The sequence below is a fragment of the Halobacillus sp. A1 genome (assembly GCF_024189295.1).
GTDB lineage: Bacteria > Bacillota > Bacilli > Bacillales > Halobacillaceae > Halobacillus_A.
Genome location: NZ_JAIZEN010000024.1, coordinates 21730 through 41243, shown reverse-complemented (window position 1 = coordinate 41243; position 19514 = coordinate 21730). Strand labels below are relative to the sequence as shown.

Genomic DNA, 19514 nt, shown 5'->3' with positions numbered 1-19514 from the left:
GTGAGACCCCGGAGAGCGAAGCTCGAGGAGGCTCAGCGCCCGCCCCCCGGAAAGCGATCCGTTTCCCGGAGCTCCTAGATTCTCATTATGTCTCGAAACTGAGTTTTCCACTAAAGGGAGCTTTAGTTTAAAAGACCATTCAACAAACAAAAACGCTTGGAAAGAAAATTCCAAGCGTTTTTATTTATTATTTATACTGTTTTTTTGAAACTATACATATCGTTTTATTAAATTAAACAGTGTAACGGATTAAAAAATATTTCTTTTTCCCACGACGGATGATTGTGAATTTATCTTCAATTCGATCTTCATCAGTAAGGTGATGCTTTAAGTCCTGGTTTCGCTCCCCGTTGATGTAGACAGCACCATTGCTTATGTCTTCCCTCGCCTGACGTTTTGAAGATGAAATACCCGCATTCACTAATAGATCGATAAGTGTCTGCTCTTTATCTTCCGTGAGGTAAGCAGGAACATCTTTAAATCCTTGTTCTATTTCCTCACCGGTCAATTCCTTAATATCCCCACTGAAAAGAGCTGCAGAAATTTTTTCTGCTTGTCTTAAAGCATCTTCATCATGAACAAGCTTTGTCATCTCTTCCGCCAATCGTTTTTGCGCGACACGTTTCTCTGGCTGACTCTTTACTTCCTCCTCAAGCTGGGCAATTTCTTCGTGACTAAGAAACGTGAAGAAATTCAAGAAGCGAATGACATCGCGATCATCAGTGTTAATCCAGAATTGGTAAAACTCATATGGAGACGTTTTATCACGATCTAGCCAGATAGCCCCTCCTGCGGTTTTCCCGAATTTAGAACCGTCCGCCTTCGTAATCAAAGGCATAGTCATTCCGTAAGCTTCAACTTCTCTTTCTCCTGCTGCCGAGCGACGGATAAGCTCGAGGCCAGCAGTAATATTTCCCCACTGATCACTTCCGCCGATTTGTAAAGTGCAGTTTTCCTTCTCATTCAGCTTTTGAAAATCCAACGATTGAAGAATCATGTACGTAAATTCAGTGAAACTGATTCCACTCTCAATTCTTGACTCGACGGAATCCTTGGCAAGCATGTAGTTAATGCCGAAGTGCTTGCCTGTATCTCTTAAAAAGTCGATTACTGTCATTTGGGATAACCATTCATGGTTGTTCCTTGCTACTGCGGAATTTTCACCCTGATCAAAGTTAAGAATTTCAGCTAATTGACCTTTTAATTTTTCACTGTAACCGAGAACAACTTCAGCAGAATTCAACTGCCGTTCTGTTGATCGGCCACTCGGGTCGCCGATCATCCCTGTACCACCACCTACTAAAGCAATGGGACGATGACCTGCTTGTTGGAACCGTTTTAGTGTTAATACAGGAAGTAAATGTCCTATATGCAGACTGTCCCCTGTAGGATCAAACCCACAGTATAGCGTAACCTGTTGTGCGATTAAATGTTTGCGGAGCCCCTCTTCATCCGTCATTTGGTTGACGAGCCCTCTTTTTTCTAAATCCTGTAAAATATCCAAATTCCTTCACTCCTTACTATTTTCTCAACGCAAAAAAGACCTCTCCCCTATAAAGGGACGAGGTCTTTTCGCGGTACCACCCTTGTTGCACACTATGTGCCACTCTGTTTGATAACGGTTTATACAACCGTCTTCTGATTCACACCAGAAGATTGCTCCCGATCGTAATTCGAAAATTATTTTATGCTGACTCACACCATCCGTCAGCTCTCTTTGCCAGGGAATAATTTTCTACTGCAATCCTTCATCGCTCATTCATTAAACTGTATACAATTAATATCATAACCCTTTTAAAAAAGCAACTTAATTTTTTAACGAATCATGTCCGTTATACGAGCATTATGTTATAATATAGGCTGTAATTTAGGAGGTTTTTTAATGGCAAACAGCCCGAATAATGGAAAAAAAATAGATTGGAAAGCTTTATGGCGGACCGGGAAAATTCAAAGATCCACTCGAATCGGCTATGATGTAGTTTGGAATGTGATTTTATTCTTTATTATTATCGGTGTGGTAGGTTTGTTTTTTGCCGGAGGTGTTGGGGCTGGATATTTTGCCTCCCTTGTGAAAGATGAGCCCACAAGATCTCAGGAGGATATGGAAGAGGAAATTTATAATTATGAAGAAACTTCCCAGGTTTATTTTTCAGAAGAAAAATTACTTGGCAATGTGCGAACCGATTTATATCGGCAGGGGGCCTCCCTCGATGATATTAGTGATAATTTGGAAGAAGCCGTGATCGCTACGGAAGATGAGTACTTCAATAATCACGATGGAATCGTACCAAAAGCTGTCCTTCGAGCGATGGTACAGGAAGCAACCAATTCTTCGACACGGACGGGTGGAAGTACACTTACCCAGCAAATCGTAAAAAATCAAATCCTCACGAGTGAGGTGTCCTTCGAAAGAAAAGCAAAAGAAATGCTTATTGCCATGCGTGTCGAACGCTTTTTTGAAAAAGATGAAATCTTAGAAGCATACTTAAACATTGTGCCATTCGGCCGAAATGCCAATGGAGATAACATAGCAGGTGCTGAGACGGCAGCAGAAGGAATTTTCGGCGTTAGTGCTGATGAATTATCCATTCCTCAGGCAGCCTTTATAGCTGGTCTTCCTCAAAATCCATACAGCTACACTCCATTTCTTAATAACGGTGAACCTAAATCTGAAGAACAGCTCCAGCCAGGATTGGATCGGATGAATGAAGTGTTGAAACGTATGAATGACGCTAATTATATAACAGATGAGGAATATGAAGAAGCACTGGAATTTGATTTGCCCGAGAGTTTGACAGAACCGAAAAGTAAGTCAAGGGACAAGTACCCATATTTAACAGATGAAGTGCAAAAGCGCGCTAAAGAAATCATAGTGGAACAGCTGGCTGTAGAGAACGGAGATTCCCTCTCTGATTTAAATGAAGATGAAGAACTTGCCGAAGAATACAGTACGTTAGCTGATCGTCAGCTCAGCTCGGGTGGGTTTAAAATCCATACCACCATCGACAAAGAAGTTTATGATGTAATGCAGGAAGTTAAAGATAATTATAATAATTATGGAAGAAACAAAGTTGTTTCAGTAGAGAATGCAGAAGGCGAACTTGTAGATATGGAAATTCCCGTCCAAGTCGGAAGTACGCTTATAGAAAACACCTCAGGTAAAATTATTGGATTTATTGGCGGGCGAGACTTCGAGGAGCAGCAATTAAACCATGCCACCCGGGCTTCACGTTCACCGGGTAGTACAATGAAGCCTTTGGCAGGTTATGGTCCTGGTATCGATATGGGTGAAATTCACCCTGGCTCTGTGTTTGCTGACGTACCTTTTGAATACCCAGAATCCACAGGCGGCGGTAAACTCAGAAACTACGGGGATGGTTATAATGGTTTCACTTCTTCTAGAGAAGCTTTGAAAAAATCGTATAACATACCAGCCGTCGAAGCGTACATGGATATTTTAGATGAAAACCCAGGTGAAAATTATTTAGACAAAATGGGATTCTCCAGCTTTAATGAAAATGATTATACCAACCCTTCATTCGTTTTGGGCACCTCTGATGTGACTAACGAAGAAAATACGAACGCGTATGCTACGTTTGGCAACAACGGGGATTTTGTAGATGCGTATATGATTGAAAAGATCGAAACCAAAGATGGAGAAACGTTCTACGAGCACGAATCTGAAAAAGAAGAAGTGTTCAGTCCACAAGCCTCATATCTTACGGTGGACATGATGAGAGATGTTCTTGATTCCGGAACTGCGGCCGGTGTATCAGGTCAATTAACAAACCCTGATGTCGACTGGGCAGGCAAAACCGGTACTTCCCAGGAGTATAAAGATGCCTGGTTCGTAGCTACTAATCCTAACGTAACTATGAGCATGTGGATGGGATATGATTTCGAAGAACAATTGGATAGCAATGGTTACAGCAGCAGAAATACCGGGCTATGGGCGGAAGTAGTCAATGCAGTTTCTGAAATCCGCCCTGATCTTATGGTACCTGAGAATGATTTCGAAGAACCAGATGGGATCGAGACGAACTCTTATTGCGCAACTTCAGGCCTTTTAGCATCCGACTTATGTGAATCTGTCGGTATTACAAAGAGTGACCTTTATATTTCCGAGTTCGCACCTTCTGAAGAAGATGACAGCTTAACTGATGGCGGTGATTTTGTTGAAATCAAAGGAAAACAATATCCTGCCGGTGATGACACGCCAAGCGAATTCATAGTAGAGGAAGGTTCGGGAGTGACCATTAAACCCGAGTTCCTCGAAGAAAATGATTTAGATACGGAAGAAAAATTAGAACATTTGCTACCCAATTCAGACGCGTGGGACGATGTTTCCCTTCCTTCTTCCGATTCCAGTACTTCGTCTAGTGAAATAGAAAACGATGGAGAAAGTCCATCGCCGCCTGGATCTGTGTCAGCCGACTCTTCATCAATCAGCTGGTCAGAGTCATCCAGTGATGATGTAGTGGGTTACAGGGTATACCGTGCTTCTTCACCTGGAGGTTCTTTTTCAAGAGTGGGTAGTACTAGAAGTACAAGTTATTCCTTCTCAGGACAAGACGGCATATATGCTGTCAGGGCTGTAGATTATTTCGGAGAGTCCTCCAGCCTCTCCTCTACAACGGAGGTCAGTAGTCCTGGCACGTCCAGTAACAGCAGCGCAACTGAGAATAATGATTCAGAAAGATCGGTTTCCTCCAGTAATGAATCTGACTCGAGCGGAGATAACTCAGGTTCGTCCAGCGATCAGGACGGAAGTGAATCTGACTCAACCGGAGATAACTCAGATTCATCCAGCGATCAGGACGGAAGTGAATCTGACTCAACCGGAGATAACTCAGATTCGTCCAGCGATGAGGACGAGAGTGAATCTGACTCAACCGGAGGTAACTCAGATTCGTCCAGCGATCAGGACGAGAGTGAATCTGACTCAACCGGAGGTAACTCAGATTCGTCCAGCGATCAGGACGAGAGTGAATCTGACTCAACCGGAGATAACTCAGACTCATCCAGCGATGAGTCTGACAGTGAAAACGAGTCGAATGAAGAAGATTCATCCTCCACTAACAGTGATGAAAGCGATAGTAACGAATCAGAGGATGATGAAAATAATGAAGAAAACGATTCTACTGAAGGCTCTGAAGATAACATCTCTGAAGAATAGTCACTAGAATAATGAAAAAATCCCTTGAAAACTCCAGTCCAAATTAAGACTGGAGTTTTTTTCCTTAGTTAATTTAAATTCTATTCTCTTCATGTATAATGAAGACTATACGAAGTTCTCATCTTTTCAATAGGTGGTGAAGCAATGGAACATGTAAAAACCTTTAATCAACAAACATTTGACACAGAATATGGTCCTATGGAAGTTCTGGGGCCTTTATCCTCAGAAGAACTGGCTCAGTATAGCTTTCATGAAAAACTGAATGCATTCCGACCTCCAGCTAAGCAATTTGAAGCGCTTCAAAGTATAGCTGACTTTGACGAAGGAAGGATTATCGCAGCAACCCACGAGCAAACAATCGTAGGATACGTTACTTATTTGCACCCTGACCCTATGGAACGATGGTCTGAAGGAAAAATGGAAGATCTAATTGAATTAGGAGCCATAGAAGTTGCTCCAGAATTCCGAGGATTTCGTGTAGGCTCTAGACTGCTGAAACTTTCCATGTTGGATCCCTTTATGGAAAATTACATTATTATTTCTACCGAATACTATTGGCACTGGGACCTTAAAGGCACCAAACTGAGTATATGGGATTATCGTAAAGTTATGGAAAAAATGATGGGCGCTGGTGGTCTTACTCCTTCCCCCACAGATGATCCAGAAATCATTTCTCATCCAGCAAACTGTTTGATGGTTAGGATCGGTTCTAACGTATCAGAAGCCTCCATTGAAAAGTTTGATGAACTACGCTTTTTAACAAGAAACCAATATCGTAAAGCCCGGGGGGTTTAACCATGTTAGTAGAAGAAGTCATGAAAACAGAAGTCCACACATTGACGCCTGACGACCCCATAATAAAGGCACTTCAACTCTTGCACGAGCATCATATCCGTCATATACCGATTGTGGATGAAAGCTATTGCGTCCTTGGGATTGTCTCAGATCGGGACGTTCGTGATGCTAGTCCATCAATTCTTGATGAGCCTTCCGAGTCGGAACAATTGAAAAGTCCTATCCATTCCATCATGACGACACCTGTTACCACGGTTCATCCCCTTGATTTCGTAGAAGAAGTAGCCTCAATTTTTTACGAGCAAGAAATTGCATGTGTTCCGGTTATGAGAAACGATAAACTAGTTGGAATCTTAACTGAAAAAGATATGCTGCACACTATGATACAGCTAACAGGAACTCATGTGCAAAGCTCTCAAATTGAAGTCAAAGTATTAAATAAACCTGGAATGTTACCTCAGGTTATGCAAGTGTTTGGAAAAAGAAAAGTAAATATAAGTTCTGTGCTCATCTACCCTTATAAACCTGATGCGAATTATAAAATTATTGTGATTCGTATTCAAACCATGAATCCTTTACCTACTATTAAGGATTTAAAAGAATCAGGCTACGAAGTGCTATGGCCGAAAATGCCGGGGATGACTTCATGAGCTGCCGTTCAAAATTCGTTTTCTCGGATGATGTATTGAAGTACAAGTTCAAGGACGATCATCCGTTTAACCAACTGAGAGTAGCCATGACGAAAGATCTCCTTGAAAATGAACATGCTTTATCAGATGAGCACATTTTAACACCGAGAATTGCCACAGAAGAGGAGCTATGTCTCTTTCATAGCAGTAAATATGTAGAAGCCGTAAAAAAAGCTGGCGGAGAAAGCTTAACAGAAGAAGAAGGATTGGAATATGGAATAGGAACTGAGGATACACCAATGTTTGAAGGGATGCATGAAGCGTCTTCTCTTTTAGTAGGGAGTACGCTGACAGCTATTGACTCTGTCTTAAACGGCGAGACTGACCACGTTCTTAATCTGGGCGGAGGACTTCATCACGGTTTCGAGAGAAAAGCCTCTGGCTTTTGTATCTATAATGATGGAGCAGTAGGCATTAAATATATACGAGAAAAGACGGATTACAAAGTACTATATGTCGATACAGATGCTCATCATGGCGACGGAGTGCAATGGGCCTTTTACGATGACCCGAATGTCTGCACATTTTCAATACATGAAACGGGCCGCTACTTGTTCCCAGGTACAGGTAACGTCAACGAACGAGGGCTGAAAGAAGGCTATGGATATTCTTTTAACTTGCCGATCGATGCGTTCACAGAAGATGACTCTTTTCTAGAAGTATATGAATACGCTTTCAAACAAATTATGGAGTTTTTCAAACCTGACATCATTATTACACAAAATGGTGCTGACGCTCATTTCTTAGACCCCTTAACCCATTTATGTTCAACTATGAAAATTTATGAAAAGATTCCTGAAATCTCTCATAAATTCGCTCATGAATACTGTGGTGGTAAATGGGTCGCTTTAGGCGGAGGCGGCTATGATATTTGGAGGGTAGTCCCAAGAGCATGGGCACAAATTTGGAATGTAATGTCTTCTGGTGTGCCTTTTCAAGGAGACTTGCCACAGGGTTGGATAAAGAATTGGCAAGCTCAATCCCCTGTTGAACTGCCTAAGCAATGGAGCGACCCAGACGATGCCTATGAGGCTATCCCCAGGAGGCAGGAAATCACCGAGAAGAACAAAAAAGTACTTGAAAGCTGCATGAAACTTATCCACAATCAACAAAAATTTGATACACACTCATAAAGAAAGAGACTTCTTTGGAAGTCTCTTTCTTTATCTATGAAGAGTATTCAGGGTCTAAAATGACAATTTCAACTCTTCTATTCTCTCTCATGTTTTCTGGAGAATCATTAGGTACTTCCGGTCTTGTATCAGCATAAGCTACAGCTGACAACCTGCTGCCTTGAAGCGATTCATTATCGCTTGTCAAAAATCTGATTACGCTTCCTGCACGAGCCGCTGACAATTCCCAATTCGAAGGATATTGGAAGGTAGAGATGGGTCGATCATCTGTATGTCCTTCTACTTCCACATGGTTAGGTACGTTTCCTAAAAGCTGCCCCACCTTACTTAAAAAGGGCTCACCTGAAGATAGTATAGTCGCTTCACCGGTTTCAAAGAGAAGCTGTTCCTGTAAAACAAGCACTACTCCCTTATCTGTTCGAGAAGCGGATATGATATCCTGAAGCTCATTATTTTCTAAAAATTCATCAACCTCGTTGAGTAACTCATCCAAATCACCTTCTGATTCTGAGTCACTTATTTCCTCATCTTCTTCTTCATTTTCGTCGGCTGCTACATTATCAGGTGTTTCAGCTGGGTCTTCAAATTCATTACTTTCTTCTCCATTTTCCTGAATTTTTGTTTGTTCAGTAGGGTAGTCATTTTCGACTGTGGAGGGATAAGAATCGAAGATCATACGGTTTCGAAAGGATTCTGCAACCGCGTCGAATTTAACTAAGTTGATTTGGGACATCGAAAACAATAATATGAAAAATACTAATATTAAAGTTATCATGTCGGCGTATGTCGTCATCCACTTAGGAGACCCCTTTGAATTTTTAGGCTGGCCTCTTCTAAGCTTCATTTGCTGTTTCCTTCATCTGCTCTTCTTCGTTTTTCTCTTTTTCCTTTGCGGCTTGTATTTTATCTTTTTCAGATAAAAAAGCGCTCAGCTTTTCTTCTAACAACTTAGGATTCTGACCAGATTGGACTCCGATGACGCCTTCGATTATGACTTGTTTTGAGAAAATTTCTTTATCCGTTCTGTTAGCAAGTTTACCGGCCATCGGAATGAATACGAGGTTAGCCAGCAGCGTCCCGTATAATGTTGTAAGCAAAGCTACTGCCATCTTTGGACCAAGTGTCTCGGGGTCGGTCAATGATTCGAGCATCAATACCAATCCTATCAAAGTTCCGATCATCCCCCAGGCAGGTGCATACTCCCCTGCCTTTTCTACTAGAGAACGCCCACGATAATGTCGTTCTTCCATTGCATTAATTTCAGCAGACATGATTTCATTAATAACTTCCGGCTCTATACCGTCTACTGCCAGCAGTACACCTTTTTTAATAAAAGGGTCATCTACTTCTTCTATCTCAACTTCCAATGCCAGCAGGCCTTCTCTACGAGCTCTCTCAGACAGTTTGACAAACAATTGGATCAACTGCACTAGGTTAGCATCACTTCTCTTAAAGGCCTCTCTGATCACTTTGAAGCTCAGTTTCAATTCTGCAAAGTTGAAGTTGACTAACAGCGCAGCTATAAGTCCGCCTATCACGATAAAAATTGATGCTATATCTATAAATGAAACCGCGCCCCCAACTCCTGCGTTAGCTACGATTCCGAACATTACCATAATAAACCCAAGAGTTATACCAATTGGAGTCAATAGATCTCGTTTCCTCATTTATCTCTCTCCCCGATTAATAAATACCATGATAGTATTTATATCGGCACTATTTTCTTTGAGTTGAGTTCCTCTCGACAATTCGGTGAGGTAATGTCACGTTTTGTTCCTCTACTTCTTCTTTGTCCATTAATTTCGTCAGCAGCCTCATAGCTACCGCTCCTATATCATACATCGGCTGCACCACAGTTGATAATGTCGGACGGATCATCGTTGCCAGCCGGGTATTATCAAAACCAAATACTTCGACATCCTCTGGAACGTTTAAACCACGGTCCTGAGCACCATGGATAACACCCAGGGCCATTTCATCTGAAGCTACAAATATGGACTGAGGTTTCTCTTTAGCACTCCACAGCTGTTCAAATGCTTCTAGTCCTGAATCATAGGAGTAGTCTCCTGTTGTAATCAAATTATCATCAACTTTCAGGCCTTTATCACGCAAAGCTTTTTTGTATCCTTCCTCTTTTTGATAATTAATTTCCGTATTCTCTGGCCCTGACACGAAAGCTATGCGGGTATGGCCATGAGAAAGAAGAAGTTCTGTAACTTCATAAGAAGCTTTTTCATAATCAATATTCACAGAAGGCGTTTCCCCTGACTCATCGATAGTTGCCGCCAAAGCCAAAGGTACTGAGGCATTCTTGAATTCACGAGTGTGATCCTCCGTTATCTTTCCTCCCATGAAAACAAGGCCGTCCACTTGTTTTCCAAGCATGGCATTAATCAAATGAAGCTCTTTTTCTTTATTCTGATCTGAATTACTCAAAATAATATTGTAATTGTACATAGTGGCTATATCTTCAATTCCCCGAGCCAGTTCAGCAAAGAATATACTGGAGATATCAGGTATTATCACACCTACGGTTGTAGTTTTTTTACTAGCAAGCCCTCTCGCTACTGCATTCGGGCGATAACCCAGACGTTCTATGGCTTCGTGTACTTTCTTTCTCGTTGCAGGCTTTACATTCGGGTTTCCGTTTACTACACGAGAAACAGTGGCCATGGAAACATTTGCTTCTCTTGCTACATCATATATTGTTACATTCATACTGCATCCTCCTTCGTCGATTGACAGACTACATATTTGATAAAATAATCATACGATAGTTATTCTCGTTCCGCAATGTTCGACTATTTATACTTCTATATGCATACCTTACCTATTATAACGGATTTTCATTCAACAAAAAAATAAGTCAGGCTGATTTAATAGCCTGACTTTGAAATAAATGCTTATTTCTTAAGCTCTTTCATGAAATTCTCAAAGGTTGGGATATCCATTTGCTGAGCTGAATCGGACAATGCTACGGCTGGATCAGGATGTACTTCAGCCATTACACCATCTGCACCTACAGCTAATGCTGCTTTTGCTGTCGGGAGCAGTAAATCTCTTCTACCCGTAGAATGTGTTACATCCACAAGGACAGGCAAGTGAGTTTCTTGTTTAAGAATAGGGACCGCTGAAATATCTAATGTGTTACGAGTCGCTTTTTCGTAAGTGCGGATTCCTCTTTCACACAGGATGATATTCTCGTTACCTCTTGAAATGATGTACTCTGCTGCGTTGATGAATTCAGAAATCGTGGCAGAAAGTCCTCTCTTTAAAAGCACGGGTTTGTTAACAGAACCTGCCGCTTTCAATAATTCAAAGTTCTGCATATTTCTTGCACCAATTTGAATAACATCGAGATACTCAACAGCTTTTTCTATATCTGCAGGGTTTACTATCTCACTCACTACTGCTAAGTCATGTTCATCCGCTGCTTCCTTTAATATCTTAAGGCCTTCTAACCCAAGGCCCTGGAAGTCGTAAGGTGAAGTTCTCGGTTTGAAGGCTCCTCCACGAAGCAGCTTGATTCCCTGTTTTTTAACTGCTTCAGCTACTTGAGATACTTGCTCATAGCTCTCAACCGCACAAGGTCCCATAACAAAGTGAGGGTTGCCATCACCGATACGATCTCCTTTAATGTCAACGATCGTATCTTCAGGCTTTTTCTTACGGGATACAAGCAATGCTTTTCTATGATCGTCTTCTTGAAGTTCAAGACCTGCTTTGAAAATTTCCTTGAATAGAGAAGTAATCGTAGAGTCCTCAAATGGCCCGTCATTTTTCTCTGTCAACTGATCAAACATGACACGCTCACGAACTGGGTCAAAACGATTCATCCCTTGCTTTTCCTTGATCTGACCGATATCCTTTACCAGTTCACCGCGTTTATTGATTAAATTCAAAAGCTGCAAATTAACCTCTTCAAGCTGACCGCGCAGCTCGTCTAATTGTTGATTACTCATATTTAGTCCTCCTAAAAGATGTGTGTAAAATATTATGTTTATAATTCAAAGATAATTAGGGACAATTATAGCTAAAATAATGGAAGTTGTCACCCTTTTAAGGGATATTCATTGAGATTTATTTTTTAAAAAGTATAAAAGCTTTCTTTGACAGGATGTCAGCTCTACCCTTCAAAAGAGATCAGCCGTTCAAAAATGAACGGCTATTAACTTGATACGGCTTTTAATACATCCGTTTTTATTTGGTTGTGGCTGTCATGCCATTTCACTTCTTTGTCTTCAAAATATAGAGCCTGAGGAGATTCATGGCGTACATTAAACTCTTCAGCGATAAAATGACTGAGTTCTCTCGATTCTTGCACATGAAGGACATAACAGACAGCAGAGGTTTGCTCACTGAACTGATCGAACTCTTTTTTCGCCATGGCACTAATCGGGCACGTGAGACTATGTTTCAGCAAAAAAAATCTATCTTCCGATTGATTCACTTTATTAAACTCTTCCTTGCTATTTACTAAAATACTCATTTTCCAGCTCCTTTACTTATATTAAAAAAACAGAGGCCCGTAAGCCTCTGACGTAAGATTAAATATTGGAAGATGATGTCGAGCTTTGTTGTTTTTCAAGCTCCTGAGCAGCCTCTTCAATTGCTTCGGCTACTTCTTGGGCAGCTTTTTCAGCTTCTTCATCTTCATTGCTCTTATAGCTTTTAACCTTTTCTTGTATACCTTTTGTAGATTCTTTCACCTTAGAACCAAGTTCTTGGGATTTTTCGCCGACGTTTTTAGAAAGTTGTGAAGAAGATTCAACCGCGCGGTCTTTCCACTCTCCAGCGCGCGCTTTCCACTCGCTTGAACTTTCGTTGATATTACCTCTAAGTTCACGGCCTGATTTTGGTGCAACAAGTAGAGCGACTACCGCACCTACGATACCTCCAATAAGGGAACCTAAAACAAAATCTCTTCCTGCCGTACTGTTCTCCTGGTTTTCTTTAGTTACTTGATTAGTTGTACTCATAATACCTTACCTCCTGTTTGATTTACGTCTTCTTTCCTAGCTTTTTTCCACAAGTTAATCGCCACCTGCCCCCACTTCATGGCTTGAGCCGCTGAATCTGTGTGATTGTGAGCAGAACGAGTTAAACCTTTTGATATGGAGCGTATGGAGTGGTTAAATTCTTGAACAGTTTCACCGATTCCTTTCACACCGTCTACTAAAGGGTTCAAACTTTGTGACTTTACACTCACATCTTCTGCTAATTTGTTCGTCTTATTTAGTAATGCGGTCGTTTCCAGGGTGATGCCCTCCATTTGCTTTTCCACCCCTTCAAGAGTATCGGCTACATTATTCATTGTGCGGCGGACCGCCACGAGCGTTCTTGCAAGAAATATAACTAAGACACCAAATGCAAGAGCCGCAATTAAAGCTGAAACGTACAAGATGATAACCATATCCATGGTAATACACTCCTCCACATATGTATTTACCACATTAGTATTTACCCAAAACAGTAAATTCTAAACTTATTTGGGTATTAAATTTAATATTCGATAAGAAAAGAAGAAATCCTTTTTATTTTTAACTCTATATAAAAATTTTGTAAATTATCACATAAGCTCTCTTTAGTGGAAAACTCAGTCTCGAGATGTTAGAGCCGTTTCCGTGACTAATAATAGTGCTTGAAGGTCCGGGAAATCACTCGCTTTCCATGGGCGTATGGTGAGCTTCCTCGGGCTAACGCCCTGTGGGATCTCACCATGTACTGTTCTCCCAGCTCTTACACGTAAATTAGTCTAGAGCCTTAAATCAGTCCATAAATCTTATGGGGGACTATCCAGCTCCAGCGCTTAGCGGCTATTGAGACTTCCTTCACTTCTGTACGATAAGTCAACATCGAATCACTCCGTTCTTCGTGTCTCCTTTATCTCCGTCAGCTCAGTCCAGTCCATACGCCGTTGAACGAAGCGCTTCCGCTTTTACAAAAGGGGTCTCGCAATTTCCCGGACCTTCTTGCTTTTGTGAGGAGAGCGGAATCAATTTATCCGGATCCACTTTAAAAAATAATTACTCTTGAGTGATAACCAGCGAGACTGTGGTATGCAAAAATGTTTAGAACTACCTTAACGTGCAGGTTTTATAACTAAAATGCTATAGCCATACCACTGAACTTTAAGATTTCGAGAAGCACAACTTTAGTAAGGGCGGCGGGGAATGGTGAAGACTCCTGTGGGAAGAGAGTGCTTGGTGAGATCCCGCAGGACGGGACGTCCGAGGAAGCTCACCGCGCTCCTACGGAAAGCGAGCCATTCCCCGCCGCCCTGATCCACTCACCACATATCTCGAAATCAAGTCTTCCACTATCCGCCATATTGTTGAATAACACTTTATTGGAACACTGAGTCAACGTTTATTAGAAATAATAAAGAAAAAGCACGGGAAACATCCTCGCGCTTTTTCATAGACTATAATCGTTTAACAGCTATTCCTCAGCTAATTTCTTCATAAGCATCCTGGAATTTCTGTATATCACCTGCACCCATAAACAACATGATACCTTCCTCATGCTCTGAAAGGTGATCTGTTTCAGCTACGTCCAAAATTTGTGCCTGAGGAATAAGTTCCTGAAGGTTCTCTATCGTAAGCTTTCCGCTATCTTCACGTGCAGAGCCGAAAATATCACATAAGTAAACGGCATCAGCAAGCTTCAGACTTTCAGCGAACTCTTTCAAGAAAGTTTTAGTCCTCGTATAAGTGTGCGGTTGAAAAATAGCTACGACTTCACGCCCTGGATATTTTTTTCTGGCAGAGTCAATTGTGGCTGTAATTTCAATGGGGTGATGAGCGTAATCATCCACTAACACTTGTTTTTTCCAATTTTTTTCTGTGAAGCGGCGTTTCACACCAGAGAAAGATGATAATTTACTGATCTGTTCGATCGTCATCTCCTCATAGTGACAAATAGCCACTACGCTTAAAGCATTCAACACAGTATGGGTTCCAAACTGAGGAATAGTGAAGGTTGCGTAAAACGTATTTCTCACAAACACATCAAAGGTAGTGCCATTTTCATCTTCTGTAATATTCTGTGCCTGGAAATCATTCGTATCAGCCAGTCCATAATATAAGACAGGTACATTCGCCTGAATATGCTGCAAATGTTCATCATCACCGCAAGCTATGATTCCTTTTTTCACTTGTTTTGCCATCTGCTGAAACGCTTGGAATACATCTTCTATGCTCGTGAAATAATCAGGGTGATCGAAGTCAATATTTGTCATGATTGCATAATCTGGATAATACTCAAGGAAATGTCTGCGGTATTCGCAAGCTTCAAACACAAAATATTGACTATTTTCATTTCCTCTGCCTGTTCCGTCCCCAATTAAATAGGATGTAGGATAATTTTCCTTAAGAACATGAGAAAGCAGGCCGGTCGTTGAAGTTTTACCGTGAGCACCTGTTACAGCAATACTTGTGTATTGCTTCAACCATTCACCAAGGAACTCATGATAACGATAATAAGGCAGACCCAATTCCTTCGCCTTAACAATTTCCTCATGATCGTCTTTGAAGGCATTACCGGCGATGACCGTTAAACCTTCCTGGATATTTGCGGCGGAAAAAGGCATCACTTCGATGTTCTGAGCCTCTAAAGCAGCCTGCGTAAAGAAATATTTATCTATATCTGAACCTTGCACACGTTCTCCAGAATCATTCAATATTTGTGCTAAAGCACTCATTCCTGTTCCTTTTATACCAACAAAATGGTAAGTTGTCATAAAAACCGAACCTCCAAAATAAAGTGGAACACTTTAAGTATTATATGTATTGATTCTTAGCATGCGAATGCTTCTTATACATATTCATAGTTTCGTCAATCAATAATTAATTTTACCATGTTCTCCGCTCAAGAAAAAGCGCAAAACGACATGAAGCTTACTCCCTTTAAAGATTCCAAAAAGAGCAAGCTTCTGCTATAACATTCTTTAATTTCCACTAAGATAAGGTACCTTTTCCAATCGAGGATTCGGTTTATAACGTCGTCCTTCCTTAGCCTCGTGATCTCCATTCATGATCACGTTATCTCCAGTAAATCCGATACCGATCTTAAGAAGGCTCCCTCCTACGCCGTACATGTCTACAGGTACACCGAGCTTTTCAAAAGAACGTATCCGATCTTCTGTAAATCCGCCACTTACTACGATCTTTACATGTGTAAACCCTTCTTCATCCAGCGCACGTCGCAAAGCGAATACTAGTTCAGGATTTACACCTCTCGGATCAAAAGTCCCCATCAAATGCTGGTTTCTTAAAAAGTATTTATCCACAAGATTACGAGACGTGTCGAGCCGCACGCCTTTTAATTCGTCTCCGAACTCCCTGGCTACCTTTAAAGAGTCTGTGATCACATCGTTATTATAATCAACCAGTGCCATCAAGCTGTCATTAGGATATTGGCTTTGATACGCTTTGGAAGCAGCTACTACGTCTCCCCTAAACATTTGGATCAAGGCGTGAGGCATCGTTCCCATACCCTGTTTTCCCCACCATTCGTTCATAGCTTGAGTAGCTTGTGCCGTAGAACCTCCTATAAAAGCGGAGTAACCATCGCCAGCCTGCTGGGTGAAGTGGTCGTCACGATCTCCCATAAAAATAATCGGCTTTTGCTTGCCAGAGGCCCTTGCAGCTTTAACGACATTATACACATTCGTAGCCACAGAAGTCCTTCTAGCTAATATTCCATCTATGATTCCCTCTAAATAGCCGAAATACTGGTACGGCCCAGTTATAGTCAATACGGTTTCGTAAGGTTCGATTTTATCTCCATCTTTAAGGGAATGAATCTCCAGTTCCTCGGGATGGTCCGAGAACTCATGAATCAAAGCTATCGCTTCATCAGAACCGCACAGCACTCCATGATCTTTCTGGAAAAACTGCATGGTAACGATATTGTCCTCTAAATGATTCTCAACGATTTCTTTAGTCTTTAAAAAATAAACCGCTGAGAACCAGCCTTCTTTTACTCGTTCATCAAATTTGAAAGTGGTATTCGTTAAACGAGATATTTCTCCATTTAACTTTCTTTCTATTTCCTTCATGACGTAACTCCTTAGACATTTAGGTTCAATCGCCCATTAATATATTCTTTGTTTATCATATAGAATCGGGAAGTATTTAACAAGCCCTAACTCTATTCTACTTTAACGCACCATCATTTCATCAACTTGCTGCTTCGTTAATAGGATATCTCTAGGTTTACTGCCCTTTGATTCAGATATGATACCGTAGTCAGCCATTTGATCGATTAAACGGGCCGCTCGATTGTATCCGACTTTGAAACGGCGTTGAAGTAAAGAAGCACTTGCTCCGTTATGCTCAAGGACAAAGTGGACCGCTTCATCAAAAAGTTCGTCCGTATCTTCCTCACTTGAGACTTGATGGAGTAACTCTTCCTGTTCGAACAAATAATTAGGCGGAGCTATTTTTTTGACATACCCTGTAATTCTTTCAATTTCTTCATCCGACACGAAAGCTCCTTGTATTCTCACAGATTGCCCTGAACCATTTTCGATAAAGAGCATATCGCCTTTTCCTAAGAGTTTTTCTGCACCGCCCGTATCAATAATCGTTCGAGAATCGACTTGAGAAGATACACTAAAAGCAATACGCGTAGGAATGTTCGCTTTAATTAGCCCTGTAATTACATCAACTGATGGACGCTGGGTAGCAAGAAGCAAGTGAATGCCACAGGCTCTTGCCTTTTGAGCAATCCTGCATATGGCATCTTCCACATCCTGCGGCGAAACCATCATTAAATCGGCCAGTTCATCAATGACGATGACGAGGTAAGGGAGCTTTTCCGATGATCTTCCTTGTTGAATCATTTTTTCATTGAACCGTTCAACATCTCTTGCGCCTTCAGCTACAAATTTCTCATAACGTTCTTCCATTTCTTTCACAGCCCACTTCAACGCACTGGTAGCAGCTTTCACATCTGTAATCACAGGAGATACAAGGTGCGGCAGTCCGTTATAAGGAGCGAGTTCGACCATTTTTGGATCAATAAGCAGGAATTTCACATCATCATGATGAGCTTTATAAAGCATGCTAATAAGAATAGTATTGATACATACACTTTTACCTGATCCCGTTGCACCTGCAATAAGCCCGTGGGGCATTTTCTTCAAATTGGTCACGACAGAATCTCCGCCGATATCAAGTCCAAGTCCCACGGAAAGAGGTGAGGACTCCTTCGTAAACTTGTCAGATTCAAAAATTTCCTGAAGACCTACCATTTCAGGGTGACGGTTCGGTACTTCGATTCCTACCGCCTGCTTCCCTGGAATAGGCGCCTCAATTCGAATATCGCGAGCAGCCATACTCAGTTTTATGTCATCAGACAAATTAGTGATTTTACTCACCTTCACGCCTGGTTCAGGCTGGACTTCAAACCTGGTTACAGACGGTCCCTTCATGGCGTGGACTACTTTTGCTTTCACATGGAATTCACGAAGGGTAGTTTCAAGTCTCTCCATCTGTTCTTGAACCCATTGATCGTCATCACTCGATCGTTTAGCCTTATCATTCAGCAAATGAAGAGGAGTGGCATAAGTTTGCCGTTTTCCTTCAGCTTGTTGATGGATTTTGCTTTTTTCAGTTTCAGAACCCTTATTTAGAGTTTTTTTTTGATCGCGCGTTCGCTTATCTCTGGGGGTCATCACCACATTGAACGGAACACTTTTCCTTTCCGAATTCCGCCCTCCTGAAGGTCGGGTAGGTTTGTTTTCTTTTCTTTTTACAGGTTCAACTGCAGTCTTACTTTCTCGGTCTGATGTAGAAACTTCCGCCGGCTCAGGTAACGGGACAACATCTGCTGTATTACTCTCTGTAGTTCTCTCTTCCTCCGCAGTAGGGTGAGCATCAACATCTTCAACATGCTCCTCGGTAGTCGCCTCCATAGCCGACAGTTCTCTTTCACCTCTTCCCTCTTCTAGCTCAACTTTTTTTTGAGAAAAAGACGTAACATCCTCTGATTCTTCATACAGTTCTTCTGCTGTTTCATTAGCGAAAGGGTGTTTTTCAAAAGAAGTTTCTTTTTCGCTTTCCATTTGTGAATTAGAACTTGCTTCTTCGTTTTCTTCACGCTGACTTTCTTTATCGACTTGCTTGCTCGATTCAATTTTACCCAATACACGCTGACGTACTCTCTGCCAATGCTCTTCGTCGTATCTGGCCTGCTCCATAATTGAAGTATGGGTAGACTTATCATTCATTTCTGCAAGTTCCTCGAAGTTAGTAGCAGGCTTAGCTCTTGGATGATAGCCGTATACAGGTGAAGGAACATCCGACGGCGTAAATGGTTCAGGAGAAACGGCCGGTTTCTCTTTTTTCTTATGATTCACTTCTTCCTTATCCCAACTCCTGTTCCTTTTTCTGCGATAAGATGGTTTGAATTGATCATCGTCATCCATAGGTTGAGCACGTTTTACCCTCCTGGTTTCATGCTCCTGCGAATCACTTTGTTCTTCCTGAGTGATTCTGTCTGGAATGACAGGGAAACGGAAATTCCCCTGCTTTGGATATTTATAAGTCATTCTTGTATTAGCATGGGACTCTTTAGCCTCTTGCTCCCTGGACACACTCTTCGTGTTGTCTGAATAAGTTTCTTCCTGATCGTCAAAAAGATTTTTGAATTTATTCTTAAAATTATTCCACATGTTTTCTCACACTTTCCTTTTATCTCTATATAAGTATTGTT

The 19514-nt window shown here is 41.5% G+C and carries 15 protein-coding genes and 1 other annotated feature; of the genes, 4 read left to right on the top strand and 11 right to left on the bottom strand.

Translation table 11 applies throughout. The annotated features are described in order from the left end of the window. Positions 1-232 precede the first annotated feature (232 nt). Positions 233-1504 carry a tyrosine--tRNA ligase gene (gene tyrS, locus LF817_RS17490; protein ID WP_253937103.1) on the bottom strand — a complete coding sequence of 424 codons (1272 nt, stop codon included), beginning with the start codon at positions 1502-1504 and terminating at the stop codon, positions 233-235. 50 nt (positions 1505-1554) lie between these two features. After that, positions 1555-1761, bottom strand: a binding site (T-box leader). A gap of 121 nt (positions 1762-1882) precedes the next feature. On the opposite strand from tyrS, the gene LF817_RS17485 reads away from it, so the two are divergent. The 4 genes from LF817_RS17485 to LF817_RS17470 all read left to right on the top strand — a co-directional run bounded on the left by LF817_RS17485 (position 1883) and on the right by LF817_RS17470 (position 7793). After that, positions 1883-5176, top strand: a complete 3294-nt coding sequence (locus LF817_RS17485; RefSeq protein WP_253937102.1) for a transglycosylase domain-containing protein — start codon at positions 1883-1885, stop codon at positions 5174-5176. 144 nt (positions 5177-5320) lie between these two features. Then, positions 5321-5971 carry a GNAT family N-acetyltransferase gene (locus tag LF817_RS17480; RefSeq protein WP_253937101.1) on the top strand — a complete coding sequence of 217 codons (651 nt, stop codon included), beginning with the start codon at positions 5321-5323 and terminating at the stop codon, positions 5969-5971. Between the two features lie 2 nt (positions 5972-5973). Further along, positions 5974-6621 (top strand): acetoin utilization AcuB family protein, encoded by a 648-nt coding sequence (locus tag LF817_RS17475; protein WP_253937100.1) that lies wholly within the window; start codon positions 5974-5976, stop codon positions 6619-6621. Then, on the top strand, positions 6618-7793 hold the full coding sequence (locus LF817_RS17470) for an acetoin utilization protein AcuC (protein ID WP_253937099.1): 1176 nt from the start codon (positions 6618-6620) through the stop codon (positions 7791-7793). Before LF817_RS17475 ends, LF817_RS17470 begins: the two co-directional genes overlap by 4 nt. 34 nt (positions 7794-7827) lie before the next feature. On the opposite strand, the gene motS is transcribed toward LF817_RS17470, so the two are convergent. The 10 genes from motS to LF817_RS17420 form a co-directional block, all read right to left on the bottom strand. Further along, a complete protein-coding gene (gene motS / locus LF817_RS17465; protein ID WP_253937098.1) occupies positions 7828-8637 on the bottom strand; it encodes a flagellar motor protein MotS in 810 nt (269 codons plus the stop codon). Then, a complete protein-coding gene (gene motP, locus LF817_RS17460) occupies positions 8627-9460 on the bottom strand; it encodes a flagellar motor protein MotP (RefSeq protein ID WP_253937097.1) in 834 nt (277 codons plus the stop codon). The genes motS and motP overlap by 11 nt, the downstream gene beginning before the upstream one ends. A 49-nt stretch (positions 9461-9509) precedes the next feature. Beyond that, entirely contained in the window at positions 9510-10511 is a 1002-nt protein-coding gene (ccpA, locus tag LF817_RS17455) for a catabolite control protein A (protein ID WP_253937096.1), read from the bottom strand. 185 nt (positions 10512-10696) lie between these two features. Further along, positions 10697-11755, bottom strand: a complete 1059-nt coding sequence (locus tag LF817_RS17450) for a bifunctional 3-deoxy-7-phosphoheptulonate synthase/chorismate mutase (RefSeq protein WP_253937095.1) — start codon at positions 11753-11755, stop codon at positions 10697-10699. A gap of 206 nt (positions 11756-11961) precedes the next feature. Then, on the bottom strand, positions 11962-12282 hold the full coding sequence (gene ytxJ, locus LF817_RS17445; protein WP_253937094.1) for a bacillithiol system redox-active protein YtxJ: 321 nt from the start codon (positions 12280-12282) through the stop codon (positions 11962-11964). Positions 12283-12340: 58 nt separating this feature from the next. Next, a complete protein-coding gene (locus LF817_RS17440) occupies positions 12341-12772 on the bottom strand; it encodes a YtxH domain-containing protein (RefSeq protein WP_253937093.1) in 432 nt (143 codons plus the stop codon). Next, positions 12769-13212 (bottom strand): DUF948 domain-containing protein, encoded by a 444-nt coding sequence (locus LF817_RS17435; RefSeq protein WP_371925092.1) that lies wholly within the window; start codon positions 13210-13212, stop codon positions 12769-12771. The genes LF817_RS17440 and LF817_RS17435 overlap by 4 nt, the downstream gene beginning before the upstream one ends. A gap of 1029 nt (positions 13213-14241) precedes the next feature. After that, positions 14242-15534: a UDP-N-acetylmuramate--L-alanine ligase gene (murC, locus tag LF817_RS17430; protein WP_253937092.1), complete on the bottom strand. Its 1293-nt coding sequence runs from the start codon at positions 15532-15534 to the stop codon at positions 14242-14244. 207 nt (positions 15535-15741) lie between these two features. Then, positions 15742-16854: a nicotinate phosphoribosyltransferase gene (locus LF817_RS17425; protein ID WP_253937091.1), complete on the bottom strand. Its 1113-nt coding sequence runs from the start codon at positions 16852-16854 to the stop codon at positions 15742-15744. Between the two features lie 102 nt (positions 16855-16956). Then, on the bottom strand, positions 16957-19473 hold the full coding sequence (locus LF817_RS17420; protein ID WP_253937090.1) for a DNA translocase FtsK: 2517 nt from the start codon (positions 19471-19473) through the stop codon (positions 16957-16959). Between the last annotated feature and the right edge of the window lie 41 nt (positions 19474-19514).